The organism is Streptomyces sp. NPDC001750 (genome assembly GCF_042892615.1).
GTDB lineage: Bacteria > Actinomycetota > Actinomycetes > Streptomycetales > Streptomycetaceae > Streptomyces.
In genome coordinates this window covers 84,629-107,358 of the sequence record NZ_JBIAUE010000011.1, presented here as the reverse complement: position 1 = coordinate 107,358, position 22,730 = coordinate 84,629, and the positions used below count along the sequence as shown (strand labels likewise).

At 70.9% G+C, this 22,730-nt stretch carries 11 protein-coding genes and 2 pseudogenes; 10 read left to right on the top strand and 3 right to left on the bottom strand.

Annotation, left to right across the window (positions count from 1 at the left end):
- Positions 1-395 precede the first annotated feature (395 nt).
- The 6 genes from ACFYY6_RS18930 (at position 396) to ACFYY6_RS18905 (ending at position 7,507) form a co-directional block, all read left to right on the top strand.
- On the top strand, positions 396-1,271 hold the full coding sequence (locus tag ACFYY6_RS18930; RefSeq protein ID WP_351521873.1) for a MurR/RpiR family transcriptional regulator: 876 nt from the start codon (positions 396-398) through the stop codon (positions 1,269-1,271).
- Positions 1,272-1,628: 357 nt separating this feature from the next.
- Positions 1,629-2,516: an NAD(P)-dependent oxidoreductase gene (locus ACFYY6_RS18925; RefSeq protein WP_351521874.1), complete on the top strand. Its 888-nt coding sequence runs from the start codon at positions 1,629-1,631 to the stop codon at positions 2,514-2,516.
- On the top strand, positions 2,513-4,069 hold the full coding sequence (locus ACFYY6_RS18920) for an aldehyde dehydrogenase family protein (RefSeq protein WP_389194247.1): 1,557 nt from the start codon (positions 2,513-2,515) through the stop codon (positions 4,067-4,069). Before ACFYY6_RS18925 ends, ACFYY6_RS18920 begins: the two co-directional genes overlap by 4 nt.
- Before the next feature lie 9 nt (positions 4,070-4,078).
- Positions 4,079-5,305 carry a M20 family metallopeptidase gene (locus ACFYY6_RS18915; RefSeq protein ID WP_386607793.1) on the top strand — a complete coding sequence of 409 codons (1,227 nt, stop codon included), beginning with the start codon at positions 4,079-4,081 and terminating at the stop codon, positions 5,303-5,305.
- Positions 5,302-6,663, top strand: coding sequence for a DUF3100 domain-containing protein (locus ACFYY6_RS18910; RefSeq protein WP_351624393.1), 1,362 nt, complete (start codon positions 5,302-5,304; stop codon positions 6,661-6,663). Before ACFYY6_RS18915 ends, ACFYY6_RS18910 begins: the two co-directional genes overlap by 4 nt.
- 262 nt (positions 6,664-6,925) lie before the next feature.
- Positions 6,926-7,507 carry a TetR family transcriptional regulator gene (locus ACFYY6_RS18905; protein WP_388969215.1) on the top strand — a complete coding sequence of 194 codons (582 nt, stop codon included), beginning with the start codon at positions 6,926-6,928 and terminating at the stop codon, positions 7,505-7,507.
- Between the two features lie 12 nt (positions 7,508-7,519).
- Here ACFYY6_RS18905 and ACFYY6_RS18900 read toward each other — a convergent pair.
- Positions 7,520-7,951: pseudogene (locus ACFYY6_RS18900) on the bottom strand (SMP-30/gluconolactonase/LRE family protein); the annotation flags it as partial.
- Between the two features lie 12 nt (positions 7,952-7,963).
- Between ACFYY6_RS18900 and ACFYY6_RS18895 the strand changes: the two are divergent.
- The 3 genes and pseudogenes from ACFYY6_RS18895 to ACFYY6_RS18885 all read left to right on the top strand — a co-directional run.
- Positions 7,964-8,278: pseudogene (locus ACFYY6_RS18895) on the top strand (NAD(P)-binding protein); the annotation flags it as partial.
- A 224-nt stretch (positions 8,279-8,502) separates the two neighbouring features.
- On the top strand, positions 8,503-9,525 hold the full coding sequence (locus ACFYY6_RS18890; RefSeq protein ID WP_351525698.1) for a helix-turn-helix domain-containing protein: 1,023 nt from the start codon (positions 8,503-8,505) through the stop codon (positions 9,523-9,525).
- A gap of 444 nt (positions 9,526-9,969) precedes the next feature.
- A complete protein-coding gene (locus tag ACFYY6_RS18885; RefSeq protein WP_389194242.1) occupies positions 9,970-13,356 on the top strand; it encodes a S8 family serine peptidase in 3,387 nt (1,128 codons plus the stop codon).
- Positions 13,357-13,647: 291 nt separating this feature from the next.
- Here ACFYY6_RS18885 and ACFYY6_RS18880 read toward each other — a convergent pair whose 3' ends face one another.
- Both ACFYY6_RS18880 and ACFYY6_RS18875 read right to left on the bottom strand, forming a co-directional pair.
- On the bottom strand, positions 13,648-14,475 hold the full coding sequence (locus tag ACFYY6_RS18880) for an SGNH/GDSL hydrolase family protein (protein ID WP_351519119.1): 828 nt from the start codon (positions 14,473-14,475) through the stop codon (positions 13,648-13,650).
- 127 nt (positions 14,476-14,602) lie between these two features.
- Positions 14,603-15,163, bottom strand: a complete 561-nt coding sequence (locus ACFYY6_RS18875) for a hypothetical protein (RefSeq protein WP_389194239.1) — start codon at positions 15,161-15,163, stop codon at positions 14,603-14,605.
- Between the two features lie 764 nt (positions 15,164-15,927).
- Here ACFYY6_RS18875 and ACFYY6_RS18870 point away from each other — a divergent pair.
- Positions 15,928-22,722 (top strand): SDR family oxidoreductase, encoded by a 6,795-nt coding sequence (locus tag ACFYY6_RS18870; RefSeq protein WP_389194236.1) that lies wholly within the window; start codon positions 15,928-15,930, stop codon positions 22,720-22,722.
- The last annotated feature ends 8 nt before the right edge of the window (positions 22,723-22,730 follow it).

The following is a 22,730-nucleotide window of genomic DNA, read 5'->3' as shown; positions in this document are numbered from 1 at the left end:
ATGCCGAGGATATCAACCGTCCAATTGGGTGAAAATATCCTTTTGCCTTCTTTTTTGTGATAGATGAGAAATAAAGGAAAGGGGCGTTTGCGGATCGCATGAAGGTGCGGGCCTGAGCCGTCGCGAGACCCGGTGGGCGTCGAGTCGGGCGGGTGTCCGGGCTTCGGTCACGGCTTTCCGCGCGACGCCATGAAGCGGTGGGCGAGGGGCTTGAGCGGCCGACCGCCTCCCGATGCCGGGAGGGTTCCACGGTCGCCCCACGGTCTTCGCGCAGTGCGTGAGGTGACGTCAAGGGCCTGGCCGGAGCACAGGGGGCTTCCTGCAAATGAAATTGCGATGTACGGTTCTGCAATCGCGCTTGCAGCGCGCTGCGTCTCGTACCGGGAGCAAGACCTGTGTCCGCATTGCAGAACCACGACCCCGCCGACCGCGACAGCCAGTGGCTGGGCGACGCCCTGCCCGATGTGCCGCTGTCCAAGGCTCAGGCCCGGGTCGTCGACGTCATCGTCCGCAATCCGCAACTGGCCTCGTACGCGGAGATCGCGGAGATCGCCGAGCGGGCGGACGTGAACAGTTCGACGGTGGTGCGGGCAGCCCAGACGCTGGGCTACCGGGGCTGGCCGGATCTGCAACGCGAGTTGCGGGCCCGCTACCTGGTGCACATCTCCACCGAGGAGACCCTGACCGAACACGGCGAGCACCGCAGCCCGCTGCACGACGCGCTCACGCACGACATCGAGAATCTGCGCCAGACCCTGGAGAGCAACTCCGCCGCCGACGCGGAGGCGGCCATCGCCACACTGGCCTCGGCCCGGTCGATCCTGGTGGTCGGGGTCGGCTCCTTCGCCGGTCCGGCCAGTGTCATGGCGCACCTCGGCTCCACCATGGGCTACCCCATCACGCTGGAGCACCGGGCCGGCGTCCATCTGGCGACCGCCGTCAACTGCCTCGGTCCGGGTGACGTGCTCGTGGTCGTCAACATGTGGCGGTCCACGAAGCAGATCATCGTCGCAGCCGACGCGGCCCGTGCGGCGGGCGCCACGGTGGTGGCGATCACCGACTTGCGGCGCGGCCGGCTCGCCACCTCCATCGCCCACCATCTGCTGATCGTGCCGTCGGAGGGCATCTCCTTCTTCCAGTCCGTCACGGCCGCCACCTCGGTTGTCTACGGGCTCCTCGCCGGCATGCAGACGGCTCACCCCGAGCGCAGCCGCGCCGCCATCCGCCGCACCCAGCAACTCTGGAAGGACCTGGACGTCTATCTCGACTGAACCGCTCGCCCCCGTCGCATCGCGTGGACGTCCGATCCGGTCCGCGCGGTCGGCGACGCCCCACAGCACGGCCCGTATCGGGCGGCGCGCCCCACCGGCTGTCGCCGCCGTACCGCACACGCTCCCTCGCCGCCCGACCGGTGCCGCCTTCGGAGCGCCGGTGGCCTGCGCGCTTGTCACCACACCTCTTCCACCGCCCGCGTGTGAGCGCCGACCGCGCCGACGGGCCAGCCCCGGCCGCCCCTTCCCAAGGCCCGCCGGGCCCACCTGAACACCGTCTTTCCCCCCGGGCCGGCGAGGCCCGTCCCACGGCCTCGCTCGTGTCCGTACGCACGTCCCCTCATGACAGGAGCACTGATGAGCAAGCACATCGCCGTCGTCGGCCTCGGCTCGATGGGCGGTGCCATGGCTACCGCCCTGCTGCGGGCGGGGTGGCGGGTACGCGGATTCGATCCGGCGCCCGCCGCCCGGTCCGCCGCCGCGAAGGCGGGTGTGGAGGCCGTCGAGGACCTCGACCAGTTGGCCGGCACGCCCTATGTGGTCCTGTCGCTGCCTTCGGCCCGCGTGGTCGAGGCGACCGTGCCCGCTCTGCTGGCGCGGCCGGGCACGCTGGCCATCGTCGACACCACGACGTCGGAGCCGGGCACGTCCGCCGAGTGCGCGGCCCTCGCGGCGGACCGGGGCGCGGCCTTCGTGGACGCACCCGTCTCGGGCGGCCGCGACGGCGCGGCCGATGGCCGGCTCTCCGCGTTCGTCGGTGCCGACCCCGACGCGCTCGAGGCGGCCCGGCCCGTCCTGGACGCACTCACCGGCGGCCAGTACCGCCACCTCGGCGCCCCCGGTTCCGGAAACGTGGTCAAGCTCCTCAACAACGCCCTTGCGGCGGTCAACCTGGTCGCGGTCGGCGAGGCCCTCGCCGTGGCGAAGGCGTACGGCGTCGATCCCTCCGCCGCCGCGGCGGGCATCAGCGGCGCGTCCGGCGCCAGCAAGGCGTCGGCGGCCATGTACCCGGACTGGGTGCTCACTGGCACCTTCGACTCCGGTTTCGCCCTGGGACTCATGGCCCGGGACGCCGCACTCGCCGTGGAGACCGCCGGACAGCGCGGTGAGAACCCGCAACTGCTGGCCGCCGCCGGCCGCGTCTGGCAGGAGGCCCTGGCCGCGCTCGGCCCCGGCGCCGACTTCACCGAGATCGCCCGCACCGTAGCCCCCTCCCTCACCTCCGAAGGAGCCACCGCAGCATGAGCACCACCACCTTCCCGACGGACCTGAGCGCGTCCGGCGCCGTCACTGCCCGCGCCGCTCTCGACGCCGCTTTCCCGCAGGGCCTGGGCTCGTTCGTCGACGGCCGGGTCGTCACTGGCCGCGGCGAGACCGTGCACCTCACCGCCGCCGCGACCGGAGAGGGCTTCGCCGACTACGCCGACGCCGGGGCCGAGGGGGCCGACTCCGTGCTGGCCTCCGCCGTCCGCGGGGCCGAGGTCTGGGCCGCGACCGACCCGTTCGAACGGGCCGCGATCCTGCGCGAAGTCGCCCGGACCATCGGCGAGCACACCGAGGAACTCGCCCTCCTCGAATCCGCCACCACCGGCAAGCCCGTCCGCGACACCCGCGTCGAGGCCGCCAAGGTCGCCGAGATGTTCGGCTACTACGCGGGATGGGCGGACAAGCTGCTGGGCCACACGATTCCCGTCCCGGGCAACTGGCACACCTACACCGAGCGGGTTCCCTGGGGCGTCGTGGTGGCCGTCACCCCGTGGAACGCGCCCCTGTTCACGGGCGGCTGGAACTCGGCCGCACCGCTCGCGGCCGGCAACGCCGTCGTCGTCAAGCCCAGCGAGTTCACCCCGGCCTCCACCCTGCGGCTGGCCCAGCTGGCCCACCGGGCGGGACTGCCGGACGGCGTGTTCAACGTCGCCACCGGCCTCGGCGCCACCGTCGGCGCCGCCCTCACCTCCGACTCCCGGGTCGGCAAGGTGTCCTTCATCGGCTCGGTCGCCACCGGCCGCCGGGTGGCGGTCGCCGCGGCGGGCGCCGGTATCCCGACCGTCCTCGAACTCGGCGGCAAGAGCGCCAACATCGTCTTCGCCGACGCCGACCTGGACCGGGCGGCCGACGGCGCCGTGTCGGCCGTCTTCTCCGGAGCGGGCCAGTCGTGCGTGGCCGGATCCAGGCTGCTGGTGGAGCGTTCCGTGCACGCGGAGTTCATCGCACGCGTGGCCGAGCGGGCGTCCCGACTGCGGCTGGGCGACCCCCTCGACCCCACCACCGAGGTCGGCCCCATCATCACCCGGCCCCAGTTCGGCACGGTCACCTCGCTGATCGAGGCCGGGCTCGCGTCCGGCGCCCGCCGGTTGACCGGCACACAGCTGCCCGACCGGCTCACCGACTCGGCGCTGGCGAGCGGACACTGGGTGCTGCCCACCCTGCTGGACGGGGTCACGCCCGCCAACCCGCTGGAGACCACCGAGGTCTTCGGACCTGTGGTCGGCGCCGACGCCTTCGACACCGAGGCGGAGGCCATCGCCCGCGCCAACGCCACGAACTTCGGCCTGGCCGGGGCGGTCTGGACCCAGGACGTCGCCCGCGCCCACCACGTGGCGCGCGCCGTGAAATCCGGCACCTTCTGGATCAACGCCTACAAGACCATCCACGTCGCGGTGCCCTTCGGCGGCTTCGGGGATTCCGGGCACGGCCGCTCCTCCGGCCCCGGAGTGCTGGACGAGTACACGCAGACCAAGGCCGTCTGGACGCCCACCCGGGCGGCCGGCGCCCCGTTCCCCTCACTGAGCTACTAGGAGGCACCCGTGGCCACGAAGAATCCCGCCGGCTCCGGCAGCCGGCTCAAGTCCGACACCTCCGCAGGAGTGTCGCGCTGGCAGGACCGCGTGCTCGAGCTGGCACGCGCCCTGCACGCGCGTCCCGAAATCGCCTTTCAGGAAACCGAGTCCGCCGCGGCGATCACGGAGCTGCTCACCGAGGGCGGGTTCACGGTCGAGCGCGGCACGGGCGGTCTGCCGACCGCGTTCACCGCCACCGCGGGCAGCGGCGAGCTGACGGTCGCGCTCTGTGTCGAGTACGACGCGCTGCCCGAGGTCGGTCATGCCTGCGGCCACAACCTCATCGCCGGCGCCTCGGTGGCCGCCGCGCTGGCCCTGGCCCCGTACGTCGACGAACTCGGCATCACGCTGAAGGCGATAGGCACCCCGGCCGAGGAGCACGGCGGCGGCAAGGCGCTGCTGCTGGAGGCCGGCGCGTTCGACGGGGTGGGCCTGGCCCTGATGGTCCACCCGGTGCAGGACGGGGTCGGCTACAACCCCGCAGGGAGCACCGCGCAGGCGGTCGGCCGGTACCGGGCCGTGTTCCGGGGACGTGCGGCGCACGCCGCGGCCGCACCCCACCAGGGTGTGAACGCCGCCGACGCCGCCACGCTCTCCCAGGTGGCCGTCGGTCTGCTGCGCCAGCAGCTGCCGGGCGACCAGCGGGTGGCGCTGTTCGTCTCCGAAGGCGGCGTCGCCACCAACATCATCCCCGAGCGGGCCGTCGTCGACTTCGAGTGCCGGGCGTTCACCCTGCCCGAGTACGAGGCGCTGCTGGAGCGTGTCCGGCGGTGTTTCGAGGGCGCGGCCCTGGCGACCGGCGCCGAGCTGACCGTCGAGGCCACCGAGCCGCTCTACGAACCCCTCGTGCAGGACGACGCGCTGGCGGGCTTCTGGACGTCGGCCATGGCAGCCTTCGGGCGGGACGTCACCTCCGGCGACCGGCTCGCCGGCGGTTCGACCGACATGGGCAACATCAGCCAGGTCATCCCCAGCCTGCATCCATGGCTGAGCATTCCGGGAGCCGACGCGCCCATCCACTCCCATGCCTTCGCGGCCGTCGCCGACACATCCCTGGCGTACGACATGATGTTCGAGGCGGCCCGTGCGCTCGCCTGGACCGTCGTCGACGCGGCGGGCCATGCCGAGCACCGGCCCCGTTTCGTCGCCGCGGCCTACCGCCGTGACGTCCGCAAGGAGGCGGTGGCGAGATGAATAACCTCACCGCCGCGGCCGAGGACCGCGTCGCCGGGTCGCGTCAGACCCTGCCGATCGCCGCCCTCGCCCTGGTCATCGCCCTGGTCGTGCAGGCCCTCGGGCAGCTCGACATCGACCTCGGCGTCGGCTCCGTCATCGTCTTCCCCATGGTGTGGGGCCTGATCCTGGGCCTGCTGGTGTCGGTCCAGAAGGTCCGCCCCCTCGGCATCCGCCTCCAGAAAGTGGCGTCCGCGCTCGTCGGCGTGGCCGTGATGCTCCTGGTCGCCCGGCTCGCCTTCAACATCGGCCCCAGCCTGCCGACGCTCGTCAAGGCCGGGCCCGCGCTGCTGCTCCAGGAGATCGGCCATCTGCTGGGCACGGTGGCCGTCGCCCTGCCGCTCGCCGTCGCACTGCGCCTGGGCAAGGCCACGGTCGGAGCCACCTTCTCGCTGGACCGCGAGCCGTCTTTCGCGATGGTCTCGGAGAAGTACGGACCGGACTCCGACCAGTACCGCGGTGTCCTCGCCATGTATGTGTTCGGCACGATGTTCGGAGCGGTGTTCATCACGCTCCTGACCTCGCTGGTGGCGAACTGGAACATCTTCGACCCGCTGGCCCTCGCCATGGGCGCCGGCGTCGGCTCGGGATCGATGATGGCCGCGTCCTCGGCCAGCATCGTGGCCGCGTACCCGGGGCACGAGGAGGCCATCCTCGGCATGGCGGCGGTGTCGAACCTCATCACCACCATCCTCGGGGTCTACGTGGGCATCTACGTGGCACTGCCGTTGGCGGACCGGTTCTACCGCTTCCTCACCCGCCGTCAGGACGCCCGCACGCCGGAGACGACGACGCCCGACGTCCTCTCGGCCCCGGACGGCCCGACGGACGAAGCCGCCGCGAACCGCGCCTTCCGGGAGGAAGTCGCCGCCGCCTCGGGCGAGATCAGGATCCCGCTCTGGCTGTCGCTCGGCGTCCTGACGGTGCTCGGCCTCGGTACCGCCTCCGTCGCGGCCGGCGCGATCGGCTGGAACATCGTCGGTGGCTACGCCGTGCTGCTGGGCCTGGTGCTGCTCGGTCTGTTCCTCGCCAAGGTCAGCCGGAAGATCTCCGCGATCGTGTGGATCACCACGGTGGGCGCGTACGTGTCCAGCCCGTGGTTCTTCGCCTCCGGCAGCCTCAACAGTCTGGTCGGCTCGGTGGACTTCCTGTCCATCGCCACGATCATGCTGACCCTCGCGGGCCTGTCGCTGGGCAAGGATCTGCCGTTGCTGCGCCGCATCGGCTGGAAGATCATCCCGGTCGGGCTCGTCGCGATCACCGCTTCGTTCCTGCTCTCGGCAGTGATCGCCGAGTTCACCCTCGGCGCGTGGGGCTGATTCCCCCACCACGCCGCAGGCATGACCGCGCGACGGCTCCTCCATCAGCGTCGGCCCGGCGGAAGAGGGCGGCGATGCCGCCCTCTTCCGCCCCGTCGCTCTTGAACGGTTCCTCGGCCTTCCGGCCGAACTCCTCGACGACAGCGCCGACCGCGCCCCCGTGAGGCCCTGCTGGACTTCTCTTCCGCCACCGGCCTCTGCACCGCATCCCCGGGCTTCATGAGGCCGCTGTCCCGCTTCTTTGGCCCGATACCCTTTCCGAGTGACGCAGCAACCCATGTCGGACGAGCGGCGCCGAGCGAATCAGGGGCCGAAGGCCGCCGCCTGCAACCGGGCCGCCTTGGCCGCCGCTGCCGGGGAGATCTACGCGGAGTTCGGCCTGGACGCCCCCCTGTCCGCGATCGCCCGCCGGGCCGGAGTGGGGCAGGGCGTCCTGTACCGGCACTTTCCCGACCGGGCTGCTGTGGCGTCCGAGGTGCTGGAGGAAAACGTTCGCCAGGTCGAGCAGGCGGTCGCCGCCGAGGAGGCTACTTTCGCCGGAGTCCTGGGGGTGCTGACATGGCACATGACGGAGTCGGCGGCTTTCATCAGTCTCCTGCACCACCAGGACGAGGAAGGTGGGCACTCCAGCCTTCGCGTGCTGTCCGAACGCGTCGAACGTGTCCTGCGGGTGCTCCTGCCGAAGGGCCATCGGCTGGGTGCCGCGAACGATCTCATGCTGGCTGTCGCCATGGTCTCCGGTGCGGCCACCGGCCCGTCTCGGGAGGAGCGGGAGCGCAGGGCGCTCGCTGCTTGGCGGCTGCTCGACATCGAGGTGGGGCCGGTGCGACCGTTCGGCGGGTGAGGGACGGGGGCGTCAGCCGCCGTTGGACTGCCGGATCCCCTTCGCCGGCGCGTCGAAGGTGAACAGATACCCTCCGGCGGGTCCGCTGACGGTCATGTACGCCGTGGTCGTGCCGGGCTTGATCGCCACGTTCGTCGCGGACTTGAGGCCTTTGACGCGGCCCGGAATCTCGACCGTCGCCAAGCGCTCACCGTACTGGTCGTACACAACCATCGCGGGCCGTCCGTGCAGCGCCTGGTAGATGTTGCCGTCGGCGTCCACGGCGATGGAGTCCGTCTGGGCGATCCCGCCGTCGACGCGGACAGCAGTGTGCGGGGAAACCACCGATCCGTGGTCGTCGAGGCTCAGGTAGGAGATGCGGTTCTGCGTGAGTTCGCTGATCCACAGCCCGCGATGGTCCACGTCGAACGAGATCCCGTGCAGCGAGGCCAGTCCGTCGGCCACTGAGGCCCCCGCATGGCACCCCCGCAAGAACCGACCCTCACCGAGCTGAGGCAGCGCTACCGCATCGAGCGTGAACGGCGCGTTCGTCCCGACGGCGCCCGTCAGTACCGCGGCACCGACGCCGAGTTCGGCCACTACGCCGTCGATCCGTACGTGGGAGAGGTGGTCGAGCGCCAACCGGTGCATGACACCGTCGATGTCGCCGTTGTCGGTGGCGGATTCGGTGGCCTCCTCGCCAGGGCGCGTACACGGCAACAGGGCGTGGAACGCGTTCGGATCATCGAGAAGGGCGGCGACTTCGGGGGCACCTGGTACTGGAACCGGTATTCGGCCGGCCGCCCCGTACGGTCACCGGTCTCGTCCCGCCGTCCGCCGACGCGGAGTTCGCGTCCGTGTCACGGCGACCGGAACGCAGGCATCCCGGCCGGCTGGACCGGGAGCACACCCTGCGGCGACATGCCGGCAGCGGGATAGGATGCGGCCGAGAAGTACCCATTCGGCCAGGAGAGGTGTGCCGGGGCCGGACCCGATGGCCGCCCGAGGAGGACCGGATGCTGCAGGCACTGGGACTGGGCCCCGCCGAAGAGGCCGTCTACACGACGCTGCTGGCCTGCCCGGCGGCCTCTGCGCAGGACCTCGCCCGGCAGAGCGGTCTCGACGAGGCCGAGACCGCACGCACCCTGCTCGACCTGACGGCACGCGGTCTGGTGGCGGTCGCCACCGAGTCCGGAGCGGCCGACACCGGCGGTTGCGGTGCCGGTCTCCAGCCCGCCCGTTACCGGCTCACACCGCCCTCGGTGGCCCTGGCCCCGCTCCTTGTCGCGCAGCGCAACGCCTTGTACCAGGCCGAGACCGCGTTCTCGATGCTGACCGAGCAGTACCGCACCACCAACGCCCAGACAGCGGGCGGTGTCATGGAAGTGGTCGTCGGCGTGGAACAGGTCGCCCGCCGATTCCATCAACTGCAGTGCGGCGCCCAGCGGGAACTGCTCGCCTTCCTGGTGGGCACGCCCATCGCGGTGCCGCGCGAGGAAGCCGACGTCTCCGAGAGCGCCGCGCTCGACCGCGGGGTCGACTTCCGGGTGGTGGCCGACAAGAACTATCTGGACGGTCACGACGTGGTGCGGGACGTGCGGGCGGCCATCACGACGGGCGTCGAGCTTCGGCTGGTCGACTCGCTGCCGCTGAAGATGCTCGTATCGGACCGGGAGCGTGCCATGGTGCCGCTGGACATGGCGGACTCCGACGGCGAGCCGAGCGCCATCGTGGTGCACCGCAGCGGTCTGCTGACGGCCCTGGTCCATCTCTTCGAGAAGGAATGGGCCCAAGCCCGGCCGATCTACACCACGGCCACGGGTGTGCGCGAGGAGCCGGCAGCGGATCAGCAGCCGACCGAGGAGGAACGGGAGGTTCTCGCCCTGCTGCTGGCAGGGATCTCCGACCGGCGCGCGGCCTCCCAGCTCGGGCTCTCCATACGGACGGTGGAGCGACGGATGCGCCGTCTGATGGATCTCGCCGGAGTGGATTCGCGCCTGCAGCTCGGGTGGCACGCTGCACGTGCGGGCTGGCTCTGACCTTTTCCCCGGACCGAAGGCCGAGGGCCGAGGTGTCCCTCCGTCCTTCGGCGGCGGCCGTACCGCGCGGACGCTCCGTCAACTACCCCCACACATCTCCCCTTTGCCGCCGCTGATCCCGTGGTCCGGAGAGTGCCGGCACGACCGGAGCAGCGGTACGTAACCCCGCGGTCCCGACCAGGTGCAGCCCCGCGAGGCGGAAGCCTGCACCGAGGTTTCAACGGGATCGATCCGTCCGCCGTCCGCTGCCTCGACGACCCCGATCCGGACGAGCAGCGGATGCGCGGCGAGCCGAGGAACCGGCCGGGGAACCGGTCGAGGTGACCGAGTGGCGGAGACCCGTCACGTGGGAAATCCGTCACGCACGGCACCCCTGAGTGATCCCCATGTCTGCCAGGATGCAGCCGCGGAATGGCATGTTCACGGAATCAAGTAGGGAGACTCATGCGCTCCACAACGCGTATAGCCCTGGGCGCGGCGACCGCCGCCGTCCTGGCAGTCACCGGGGTCACGCCCTCAGGGGCAGCGGACACGCCACCCGACGGCAGCTCGGGGAAACGCCCTGTCATCGGCAGCGGGGCCACGGCAGCGGGCGGAAAGCGGGCGACCGTCACGCTCGTCACCGGCGACAAGGTTCTGGTGACCACGGACCCGACGGGCCGCAGCTCGGCGGCCGTGCTGCCCCGCGAGGACGGCGAACAGCCGATTGTGCAGACCTATCAGATGGGCCGGGACCTCTACGTCTACCCGGAGGACGCCTTGCAGGCGATCTCCGAGGGCAAGGTCGACAAGCAACTGTTCAATGTCACCGGGCTCATCCGTCAGGGATACGACGACACGCGTACCGACACGCTGCCCCTCATCGCCACCTACCGGAACGGTGTGGACGCCGTCGGCGCGCAGCCGGTTCCTCGCGGGGCCGAGCGGGGCCTGAGCCTCCCGGCTGTGGGCGGCGTCGCGCTGAAGGCCGACAAGGACACTGCCGCCACGTTCTGGCAGGACGTCACCAACACCCGCTCGCGTTCCGCCTCCACGCTGAAGAAGCTGTGGCTGGACGGCAGAGTCGAGGCCGCGCTGGACCGGTCCACCGCGCAGGTGCACGCGCCGGAAGCCTGGGCCGCCGGCAAGGACGGGAAGGGCACCAAGGTCGCGGTGCTGGACACGGGCGTGGACGCCGCGCACCCGGACCTGGAGGGCCGGATCGCCACGTCCGAGAACTTCACGGACGCCACCAGTACCAACGACCTGCAGGGTCACGGCACCCACACCGCCTCCACGGTCGGCGGCTCCGGAGCGGCCAGTGACGGACTCAAGAAGGGCGTCGCTCCCGGAACCTCACTGCTCATCGGCAAGGTCCTCAACGACCGGGGCTACGGTCAGACATCCTGGATCATCGCGGGCATGCAGTGGGCCGTCGACCAGGAGGCCGATGTCGTCTCCATGAGCCTCGGCAACTCCGCGATCGACGACTGCACCGACCCGTTGGCCCAGGCCGCGCAGCAACTGTCGAGGAGCAGGCGCACCCTGTTCGTCGTCGCAGCCGGCAACCTGGGATCCGGCACGGAGACCGTCACCTCGCCCGGCTGTGTGCCCGGCGTGCTGACCGTCGGCGCCGTGGACCGCGACGACACCACCGCGTGGTTCTCCAGCCGCGGTCCCGTGGCCGTGACCCACACCCTCAAGCCCGAGATCGCCGCCCCCGGCGTCGGCATCTCGGCCGCGGCCGCGGGCGGCCGCGGCGTCTACGCCTATCAGACGATGTCGGGCACCTCCATGGCGACCCCGCACGTGGCGGGCGCCGCGGCCATTGTCCGCCAGGCGCACCCCGACTGGACAGCGCAGCAGATAAGGGCCGCCCTGGTCTCCTCCGCCCGCACCGCAGGCAAGGTCGCCGGCGCGGACCAGACGGGCGCCGGGGTCCTCGACGTGTTCGCCGCGGTGAACCAGAAGGTACTGTCCGCGCCCGCCGTCCAAGCCGGCACCTACAACTGGCCGCAGGACGCCTCGGACCGCACCACCGTGGAGGTGCCCTTCACCAACGTCGGCGACAGTGACATCACCCTGCGCCTGAAAGTCGGCGGGGTGCACGGCAACGACGGCAGCGATGTCCACTCCGGCATCATCGAGCTGGAGGAAAACCGGGTGACCGTCCCCGCAGGTGCCACCGCCCAGGTGCCGCTGCGGATCGATCCCACCGCCGGTCTCAAGGCCGCCCAGTACGGCGCGGTCACCGGCAGGATCCTGGCCACCGGCGACGACGTGAGCGTCTCCGTCCCGGTCACGCTCTACGTCCAGCCGGAAACGGTCACCGTCCGGGTCAAGGTCATCGACCGCCACGGCAAACCTGCGAGCGGCTCCTCCTCGCTGGACCTCGTCAGCCTCGACACCGACAAGGGCGAGCGCCGCAACAATCAGGGCGCGGCCGAGCAGGCGTACATCGTGCGCCCGGGCGACTACGCCCTCAGCAGCTTCGTGACGACGAACGACGCGGACAACGCGCCCGAATCGGTCAGCTACCTCGCGCACCCGCAGCTGCGGATCACCCATGACACCACCGTCGTCCTCGACGCCCGCAAGGCCCATCGACTGAGCCTGCACACCGATCGCCCCTCGACGGTGAAACACACCACGTTCAGCTACGTCCGTGCATGGGACGACACCTGGCAGCTGTCCGGATCGCTCGTGGCCGGCACCACCGTCCAGAAGTTCTACGCGTCCGTCGACGGGCGAGCCCGGAAGGGCAGCTTCGAGTTCCGGCCCACCTGGCGTGCGACCGGGTCCGAGGGCGGCTCGTCCTACGTCTACAACCTGTCGTTCCCGACCGACGGGCCGCTGAACTCCGATCAGGTCCACCGGCCGAAGGACTCCCGGCTGGCCCGGGTCACCGAGAAGTGGCATGCCATGGGCAAGGAGGCCGACTACCTCGACGCCATGTTCATCCGCCCCGCCGGCAGCGGCGACGCCTACCTCCCGGTGAGTCCGTACGGCACGGTCCACGTGCCCGGTACCCGCACCGCGTACTACACGACGGGCGACGACGCCTGGTACCACGGCGCGATGACCAGCTTCCCGTTCGCCGCGTTCATGGGCGACCGGGAGCGCATCTACCGGGCCGGACAGCAGAGCACCGAGGAGTGGTACCGCGGCCCCCTGCGGCCGGCCGCGCCGCGCGACTCCGACGGCAAGCTGATGCTGACCGCCGAGCGGCAGGGCAACCTGATCGGCTTCCAGAACGCGCTGTGGGTCGACGGCTCCGGCGACCACTGGTCCTACGGCGGGTCGTTCGGCGACATCGGCAACCTGAGGCTGAAGCGCAATGGTGAAGAGATCGCCCGGCGCATCGACCCGTACGGCGTGTTCGAGGTGCCGGACGAGGACTCCGCGTACGAACTCACCCAGCACCTGGAGAAGATCTACACCGGGGACCGCAACTGGCTGCGTTCCACCGCTGCCGACACCACTTGGAGCTTCCGCTCGCACCGGGAGCCGGACGTCTACTCGCGCGGCCTGCCGATCCTCCACCCGGCGTACGACGTGCCGGTGGACGGCATGAACACCCTGCCCGCGCGGAGCGGCATCAAGGTCGGACTGTCGGCCGAGGGCCATGCCGGGTACACCCCGGGCACGATCGAGTCGGCCTCGCTGTCGTACTCCTACGACGGCGGCGCCACCTGGACCCAGGCGCCGACCGAGCGGCAGGACGGCGCCTGGACGGCCGTCCTCGACCACACCGGCGCCTCCGGCAAGCAGGTCGCACTGAAGGCCACCCTCACCGATGCCAACGGCAACGCGGTCACCCAGACCATCACCCGCGCCTACGACGTCCGGTAACCACGCGGTCCGGCCGGTCTGGAACGCCCGGTGAAGTCGTGGCGGCGCCGCCGGCTGCCGTGGCGACGTGGCGAAAGACGTTGCACCCGGTCGCTGCCCCGGTTCTCTCGAACCGGGGCAGCGACCGGCGGTCGTTCCACGGGCGGGCGCGTCGGTGCTGTCGGGGCGCGATGCGTCTCCGCGGGTGGAGGGCCACGGTGGTACGACGGCCGGTGATCCGGCGCCGACGATCGCGCCGTCGGATTCCTGGACGCCGCGCGGTGTCCGGGACTGCCGGACAGCCGGCCGCGATCAGCCGGTGATCGCGTTCAGCAAGGGCAGGTACCCTTCGCCGTGTCCGGCCTTGTTGGGGTGGTAGGACTCGTTGATCTTGTCCCACTCCAGGCTTGTCACCCAGGCCTGACCCTTGGAGCAGATCGTGTGCGGGTCGAACGCGGTACGCGGGTCGAGGAAGGTGAACCCGGCCTTTCCGGCTTCGGACGCCAGAACCGAGTCGAGGGTGTCGGACCCCGAATTGAGTGCCGTCCGCTCGCGGTCGCTCAGCCCGAGAATGCCGCAAGTGCCGCCGATCGTGTAGAGCCGGGGGTAGCCCACGACCACGACCTTGGCGTTCGGTGCCTTTGCCCGAATCGCCGCGTACGTGCTCGCCAGAGCGCCTGGCAGGCTGCTGGTCGCGGCGGCCTTCGCGGCCTCCACTCCGGCAATGCAGTCCTTGTCGTCGATGGTGAGGATGCAGTTCTTCAGCACCTCGACGAAGCCGACGTCGTTGCCGCCCACGTGCACCGTCACCAGTGTGGTGTCCGCGGTGAGCTGCGGAACCTGTTGGCCTGTCAGGTCCGCGGTGGTCGCGCCGGAGCACGACGCCTCGACGAAAGAGTACGAGGGGTGCTGTTGGGCCCACAGCCGAGGGTACGTCGACGGGCCGCGACGACACGGGTCGTCAGGGTTGTCGTATTCGCGTGTGCCGGGCGCGACGGCGTACGAATCGCCGAGCGCGACATACTTGCCGGCGGCGGCCGGTTCCGCGTCGGCGGCGTACGCACCCGAGGCCGCGAGGCAAACGGCGGCCAGCGCGAGGGAGAGCGATGCGAGGCGGCTGCGAGCTCTTGACGAGCGCATGTTTCACTCCTGGAGTGTGTGTGGTTGCTGGAAGACCGGCCGGAGCGGGCGGAGCGCCGGTGCGGTGGTGAACGGGGGGAGCCCCGGCCGGCGCAGGACTCCGATCGGTTGGAGCACTTGGGGAGCGTCAGCCCTGGACTTCCGCGATCAGGGCGAGGGCTTTCGCCTCGCTCTCGTCGTACCGGTCCGGGAACGCCGATCGCTGCACGCTCTGTGCCAGTTCGCCCGCTGTGAAGCCGGGGTTGTCGGCGTCGTTCGGAATGGCCTGATCCAGGAACGCGTTGGTGGCGTGCACCGGGTCCATGCACTCTTCCGGGGTGCCCCAGCCCTGACTCGGGCGCTGCTGGAAGACGCCGAGCGAGTCGCGGTCGCCACAGTCCAGGTTGTTCATGTGGGACTCCACCCAGCCCGTCTCGAACGCGGCGAGCATCACCTTGTCGGTGACGCCGCGCTCGACCGCTGTCCGGTACACGGTCCGGGTGATGTCCGGGTCATGGTCTGCCGGAACGGCACAGCGGGAGTCGAGGAGTTCGGCGTTCGCGTGGTGACGGGGGGTGTCGGCGGCATCTGCGGAAGCGACCCCCGCGGTCACGTTCCCCGCGAGCAGAACCCCCGCTGCCAGGCCGATCGCCGCGCGCGTGAATGACTTGGGTAACCTTGAGCTCGACTTTTTGGGCAGGCTGGACATTAAAATGTCTCCTTCTGGCTCCCGCCTCAAAGCAGCCGAAGTGGAAGCCATTTTCGTGGGGGGTGCGCCAATTCGGCGGAGGGACCGTATCTCGGCTGGCGTGTACGCGTCAATGCGAAATGTTGCCGAGGCGTTCGATCGGTCAGCGGTGGCGAATTTCCTACCCTCGGCTTCCGTTGGGCCGGATCCGTTGATCTACGAATGAAATAGTCGCGCAGCCTCCGCCTTCATCGATATGGGTGCGTCGGGCGGGCTGGCGGATTCCTGTGTCGCAGGCGCCCGTGGCGCGTCGGGTGCCAGGCGTCGACCCCCCGTCTGTGGGGTGCTGTTGGCATATGCGATGAGTTCGCATTCGCGCGGACCAAGCATGTGCATTCGTAAGGGTATGTTCAGGCGATTTCGGAAATTTTGTTGCTTAATTCGTTTCGGGATCGGGTCGACTCGTGTCAATGGGTGTTGTTTGCTCGGTGGGCCCTGATAATTCGATCCGTCGATGTCAAGCTGTAACCGAAGAGGCGGAGTGGATTCTCGTACTCCGTAGTACGATCGCGTCTGCCCGCTCTCGAACGCCTTACCCCCCACCCTCCCCGAGGCGCTTGATTCGTCGGCAGTTCGCTCTTCTTTCGAGGTCGAGTCAGGCCTGCGCGTATTTATGCGTCTCGCAAAGAGAGTGGCTGGCGTCGTTCCTGGACATTCGATCTCGCGCGCCTCCTCGTCCCCTGGAGTTTTTCATGTGCACGCCTGGTGCCGGCACTGATGGTGGCATGTCCACAACGGCGGACGTCGTCCTCGCAGTGCATCCGTTCGGTGTCGCGTCGGCACGGTTCACCGCGGCCGCCGCGCGCGCCGGCGGACTGGGAGTACTCGACCTGACGGGCGATGCCCGGTCCGCTCGTGAGCAGTTGGGCCTGGCCACCGAGTGGGCGCGCCGCGGGTTCGGCGTACGACTCGGAGAAGGGGGCTGCATCCCCGCGTCGGACCTTCCCGCGTGTGTCCACACCGTGGTCCTCGGCGTCGGGGCGACAGTGAACGCCGCCGACTTCCCCGGGCGACGTGTGCTGGCCGAAGTGACCTCCGGCGCTCAGGCGCGCGCCGCCGTGGCGGCCGGGGCACACGGACTGATCGCCCGCGGCCATGAAGCCGGCGGCCGGGTGGGCGAGCTGAGCACGTTCGTGCTGCTGCAGCAACTGCTCGCGGACGCGTCCCATCGGCTGCCGGTGTGGGCCTGCGGCGGAATCGGCGCGCACACCGCGGCGGCAGCGGTCGCCGGTGGCGCCTGCGGTGTGGTCCTCGACACCCAGACCGCGCTGCTCGCAGAGGCGGAACTCCCTGCGGAGATCACCAGCGCGCTCGTCGGACTCGACGGCTCGGAGACCGTGGTGGAGGACGGTCTGCGCGTGCTGCGACGACGTACCCCCGGCCCGGACGGCATCGCAGCCCCTTTGGAGATCGGCCAGGACGCGTTCCTGGCGGTCCGTTTCCAACGGGCCTGGGGCACGCTGGGCGCGGCGATACGCGGCATACGGGGGGCGGTGAGCGACACGCTCGCCGAGAACGTGCCCGTGCTCGGGCCGGACAGCACGGGCAGCCGTGCTTTCGGTACTGGGGTCCCGGTTGTCCAGGGGCCGATGACACGGGTGAGCGACCAAGCCGCGTTCGCCGCCTCCGTGGCCGCCGAGGGCGCCCTGCCGTTCATCGCGCTCGCCGTGTCCGACGGGCGGCGGACGCGCGCGCTGCTGGCGGAGACCCGCAGCACCCTGGGCGAGGAACCTTGGGGCGTCGGGGTCCTCGGCTTCGCCGACGAGGCCATCAAGGACGCGCAATTGGAGGTCATCCGGGAGATCCGCCCCTCGCACGCCATCATCGCCGGTGGACGTCCCGCGCAGGCCGTGGCCCTTGAAGAAGTCGGCATCTCGACCTTTCTGCACGTGCCTTCGCCCGGCCTGCTGGGCCAGTTCCTCGAATCCGGTGCACGCAAGTTCGTCTTCGAAGGCTCCGAGTGCGGTGGCCACGTCGGACCCCGGGCCAGTTTTCCGCTGTGGCAGGCGCAGCTCGACGTGGTGGACGACTTCCTCGCGGCTGCCGGGAAGGACGCCGCCGCCGAACTCCAACTGCTGTTCGCCGGCGGCGTGCACGACGAGCGGTCCGCCGCCATGGTCGCCGCCATGACCGCCCCCTTGGCCGCGCGGGGTGCCGCGATCGGAGTCCTCATGGGTACCGCCTACCTCTTCACGGAGGAGGCCGTGGCGGCGGGCGCGGTACAGCCGCTCTTCCAGCAGCAGATGGTCGACGCCGAGCGCACCGAACTGCTGGAAACCGCACCCGGTCATGCCACTCGCTGTGTCCGCAGCCCCTTCACGGACGAGTTCGCGGCCCGCAAGGAACAGCTGCGGGCCAGAGACGTACCCAGTCGCGAGGCATGGGAGCAGCTGGAACAACTCAACGTCGGACGACTGAGGTTGGCGAGCAAGGGCATCGAACGCGTCGGTGACGAACTGCGCGAGGTCGACGAGGACCGGCAGCGCTGCGAGGGCATGTTCATGGCCGGGCAGGTCGCCGTCCTCCGGTCGGAGGTCACCACCGTCGCCGCGCTGCACACCGCGGTGACCACCGGCGCGCAGACCTTTCTCGACCGACGCAGGGCTGAACTCGACACCGGGTCGGACGAGCCGGACGCCGCACCCGAACCCCTGGACATCGCCATCGTGGGGATGGCCTGCGTGTTCCCCGAGGCGCCCGACCTGGAGTCCTTCTGGGGGAACGTGCTGTCGGGCACCGATGCCGTCACCGAGGTGCCCACCTCGCGCTGGGACCCCTCCCTCTACTACGCCGAGGACGGGGCGGGAGAACACACCCCCTCGCGCTGGGGCGGCTTCCTGCCCGAGATCCCCTTCGAACCCCTGGACTACGGCATCCCGCCCGCCTCCTTGTCGAGCATCGAACCGGTCCAACTGCTGGCCCTCGACGTGGCGCGACGCGCGCTCGCCGACGCCGGTTACGCCGACCGCCCGTTTCGGCGGGACCGTGCCTCCGTGGTGTTCGGGGCCGAGGCGGGAAGCGACCTGTCGAACACCATGACGCTCCGAACGGTCCTGCCTGCCTACGTCGGACAGCTTCCCCCCGGGCTGGATGCCCAGCTGCCGCGCCTGACCGAGGACTCCTTCCCCGGTGTCCTCGCCAACGTCATCGCCGGGCGGATCGCCAATCGCCTCGATCTCGGAGGGGCCAACTACACGGTCGACGCCGCCTGTGCCTCCTCCCTCGCCGCGGTCGACATGGCCTGCAAGGAACTGACGGTCGGCACCAGCGACATGGTGCTGTGCGGCGGCGCCGACCTGCACAACGGCATCAACGACTACCTGCTCTTCGCCTCCGCGCACGCACTGTCCCCCTCCGGCCGTTCCGCGCCCTTCGACCGTTCCGGCGACGGCATCGCACTCGGCGAGGGCGTGGCCTGCGTGGTCCTCAAGCGACTTGCCGACGCCGAACGGGACGGCGACCGGATCTACGCCGTCGTCAAGGGCGTCGGCAGCTCCAGCGACGGCCGGGCCCTCGGCCTCACCGCGCCGCACGCGGACGGTCAGCGCAGGGCACTCACACGGGCCTACCGGAACGCCGGGATCTCACCGGCCGAGGTCGGCGTGGTCGAGGCTCACGGCACCGGCACCGTCGTCGGCGACCGCACCGAGCTGAGCGCCCTGACCGCGGTCTTCACCGAGGCCGGAGCAGACCCCGGCGGCTGTGCCCTCGGCTCGGTGAAGTCCCAGATCGGTCACACCAAGTGTGCGGCGGGCCTCGCCGGACTGGTCAAGACCACGCTCGCCCTGCATCACGGTGTCAAGCCCCCGACGCTGCACCTGCGACGGCCGAACCCGGCCTGGGACGAACGCACCAGCCCCTTCGCCTTCCACACCCGGGCCAGGCCCTGGCCCGCGCCGCCCACCGAACGTGTCGCCGGTGTCAGCGCCTTCGGCTTCGGCGGAACCAACTTCCACGTCGTTCTGCGCGCCCACGGCGACGGCGCCCCGCCCACCCACGCCCGCGACGAGTGGCCCGCCGAACTGTTCACCTTCCGCGGCGCCGACCGGGAAGCCGCCGCCAAGGCCGCCCGCGAACTTCTCGCTCTCGCCGAGTCCGACCACACCGCGCACCGGCCGCCGCGCCTGCGGGACCTCGCCCTGGCCGCCTCCCGGCGCGCCGACCTCGCGGCCGTGCGCGGCTTGCCCACCCACATCGCCGTACTGGCCTCCTCCGTGCCGGAGCTGACGGCAGCGCTTCGCCGGGCCGTCGACGGCGAACACGCTCCCGACGACGGCATCCATCTCGCGGACGGCACCGAACCGGGCGAGATCGCCTTCCTCTTCCCCGGGCAGGGCAGCCAGCGACCCGGCATGCTCGCCGACCTGTTCGTCTCCTTCCCCGAACTCCAGCGCTTCCTTCGCCTCGACGAGTCCGTCGCAGCGGCCCTCTTCCCACCCGCCTGCTTCGACGAGGCCGGACGCCAGGCCCTGGCCGAGCGGGTCACCGACACCCGTGTCGCCCAGCCGGCCCTCGGCATCACGGGGCTCGCCGCCCACCATCTGCTCGGCCGTGTCGGTGTCCGCCCGGCGATGGCGGCCGGACACAGTTACGGCGAACTCGCGGCCCTCGCCGCGGCCGGCGTCCTCGGCCCCGAGGAACTGCTGCGGTGCAGCAGGGCGCGTGCCGAATCCGTCCTCGCCGCCTGCGGCGACGACCCCGGCACCATGGCCGCGGTCACCGCCTCGGCGCCGGAGACTGACGCCGCCCTGGAGAAGGCGGGCGTAGCCGGTTCCGTCGTCGTCGCCAACCACAACTCACCCCGGCAGACGGTGATATCAGGCCCCACCGACGACGTGGAGACAGCGGTGGAGCGGCTGCGCGCGCAGGGGCTGAAGGCGAAACGGATCGCCGTGGCCTGCGCCTTCCACAGCACCCTGGTCGCGACCGCCGGCGGCACCTTCGCGGCGACGCTGGCCTCGGTACCGCTGGAGACACCGTCTATCCGGGTGTGGTCCAACCGCACTGCCGCGGTCTATCCCACCACCCCCGAGGCGATACGCGCCGAACTCGCCACCCAGATCGGATCGCCGGTCCGCTTCGTCGAGCAGATCGAGGGCATGTACGAGGCAGGTGCCCGAATCTTCGTCGAAGCGGGACCTGGGGCGGTGCTGACCAGGCAGGTCACCGAAATCCTCGGCGACCGCCCGCACCGCACCGTCACCCTGGAGGCCCGGCGCGGCACGGGCCTGACCGGATTCCTTGCCGCGCTCGCCGAACTCGCCGTCGCCGGGGCCGACGTACGCACGGGTTGGCTGTTCGAGGGCCGCGACGCCGTCGACGCGGTCCAGGCCCCCCGTCGCAGGCGCGCGGGCTGGACCATCGACGGCCACCTCGTCCGCACCTCCGACGGCGCCATCCCCGCCGCAGCCCTGCATCCCGCCCAGCGCATCCCGGAGGCACTTGTGACCACTCGTTCCGGCAGAGACGCAGAGCATGGAGACGTGCTCCGCACCGAACCCGCCCCTGGCGCGTCGGGGACCGGCGGCGATGCCCTCATCAGTGAATTCCTGCGTACCAGCCGGGAGATGATCGCCGCTCAGCGCGACGTATTGCTGAGCTACCTCGGCGCCGCCCCCGGTGGCCGGACCGGACCGGAGCTCGTGGAGTACACGCCCCATGAGCTGAACGGTGCGACTCTCCCCGCGACCGCGGCACCCGCCGACGAGGCGGTCCCGGAGCCCACCGCCCCGGACGCGGCGCCGACCGAGCTGACCACGGATGCGGTCCTCGCGGCCGTCCTGGACGTGATAGGCGAACGAACCGGCTATCCGGCCGACATGATCGAACCCGATCTGGATCTGGAGGCCGACCTGAGTGTCGACTCCATCAAGCGCGCCGAGATCGTCGGCCGGCTCGCTCGACGGCTCCGGTTGCCCGCCACCGACGACGCCGCCACGGAGGAGCTGACCAGGGCGCGCACCGCGGCGGGCATCGCCGAACTGATCGTCGCCGCGCGGCAGGACGACACTCCACCGCCCGAGCCCTCCGCCTCCGAGCCCGCCGCGGCGGAACCGGCCGCACCACCCGCTGACGCCGAAGCAGTCGTCACGGCCCCCAAACGGCTGGTGATGTCGGAATACGACCTCGCGCCCGCCCCCCTGGAACCCTCCGAACTCGCCGGACGGACATTCCTGGTCATCGGCGAAGGCCCGCTCGCGGGGGCCGTCGCCGAGCGGCTCGACTCCTGCGGTGCCCGGACCGTCACCGCCACCGGAATCCCTGAGGGCGGCCGCTTCGACGGCCTGATCCACCTCGCCTCCCCGGACGGCGGTCCGGCCCACGAGCCGGTGCTGCCCGGCGCCGTCCCCCTCTACCAGTCCGCCCTGGCCGCCGGGCCGCGCCGGCTGCTGGTCGTCGGTGCGTCCGAGGGCCTGCGCGGACTGTTCCGCTCACTGGCCAGGGAGTACCCGCAGACCATCGCCCGCGTCATCGAACAGCCTGCCGGAGCAGACCCGTCCGTCGCGGCCGAAGCGATCGTCGCGGAGCTGACCTCCACCGACCGCGAGCCGGTCGTGCTGCGCGCCGGGAACACCCGGCGCGGGCTGCGGATGACCGAGACCGACCGCGGCGTCCTGGACAGCGCCGGCGCGGGACCCTCCGACGACGGCGCCGCCGAGGCCGCGGCTCTCGGACTCGACAACGAGTCGGTGGTACTCCTCGTCGGCGGGGCGCGTGGCATCACAGCCAGGTTCGCCACCGTCCTCGCCACCGCTGCCCGCTGCCGCCTGGAACTCTTCGGCCGCACGCCCCTGCCCGTCCTGGACGAAACCCCGGCGACGGCCGCCACCACTGAAGCCGAGCTGCGAGCCGAGCTGATCGCGGACGGCATGAGATCCCCGGCTCAGGTCGAACGGGAGATCGGAAGGATCCAGGCCGAGCAAGAGGTCCGCGACACCGTCCACCGACTCACCCGGCTGGGCAGCCGTGTGCGCTACCACTGCGTGGACGTGCTCGACACCGAGGCCGTGTACCGCGCGGTGAAGGACGTGCACGCCGAACACGGCAGACTCGACGCGGTCGTCTACGCGGCCGGTGTGATCGAGGACAAGCTGTTCGCCGAGAAGTCCCCGGAGGCCTTCGACCGGGTCTTCGGCACCAAGACCGACGGCGCCAGGACTCTGCTCGACGCCGTCGACGGACTCCCGCACGGCCCCCGCCTCGCAGTGCTGTTCGGCAGCATCGCGGCCACCCTGGGCAACCGCGGCCAGACCGACTACGCCGCCGCCAACGACGCCCTCGAAGCCATCGGACGCGCCTGGGGCGACCGGAACGACCGCCGCGGGCTGACCGTCCACTGGGGCCCGTGGGCGCCCACCGGCACCAACAACGGCATGGTCACACCGGAACTGATGCGCACCTACGCGGCACGCGGCATCCGCCTCATCGATCCCGACGAGGGCGCCATGAGCCTGCTGCGCGAACTGGCGTGGGGCCCGCAGGAGAGCGCTGCCGTCGTCTACACCGCCTCGGGGTGGTGACCGCCGCG

Coding starts and splice junctions, on each gene's coding strand:
- ACFYY6_RS18920 (WP_389194247.1), top strand. CDS start 2,513: ATGAGCACCACCACCTTCCCGACGGACCTGAGCGCGTCCGGCGCCGTC.
- ACFYY6_RS18925 (WP_351521874.1), top strand. CDS start 1,629: ATGAGCAAGCACATCGCCGTCGTCGGCCTCGGCTCGATGGGCGGTGCC.
- ACFYY6_RS18885 (WP_389194242.1), top strand. CDS start 9,970: ATGCGCTCCACAACGCGTATAGCCCTGGGCGCGGCGACCGCCGCCGTC.
- ACFYY6_RS18890 (WP_351525698.1), top strand. CDS start 8,503: ATGCTGCAGGCACTGGGACTGGGCCCCGCCGAAGAGGCCGTCTACACG.
- ACFYY6_RS18910 (WP_351624393.1), top strand. CDS start 5,302: ATGAATAACCTCACCGCCGCGGCCGAGGACCGCGTCGCCGGGTCGCGT.
- ACFYY6_RS18870 (WP_389194236.1), top strand. CDS start 15,928: ATGTCCACAACGGCGGACGTCGTCCTCGCAGTGCATCCGTTCGGTGTC.
- ACFYY6_RS18880 (WP_351519119.1), bottom strand. CDS start 14,475: ATGCGCTCGTCAAGAGCTCGCAGCCGCCTCGCATCGCTCTCCCTCGCG.
- ACFYY6_RS18875 (WP_389194239.1), bottom strand. CDS start 15,163: ATGTCCAGCCTGCCCAAAAAGTCGAGCTCAAGGTTACCCAAGTCATTC.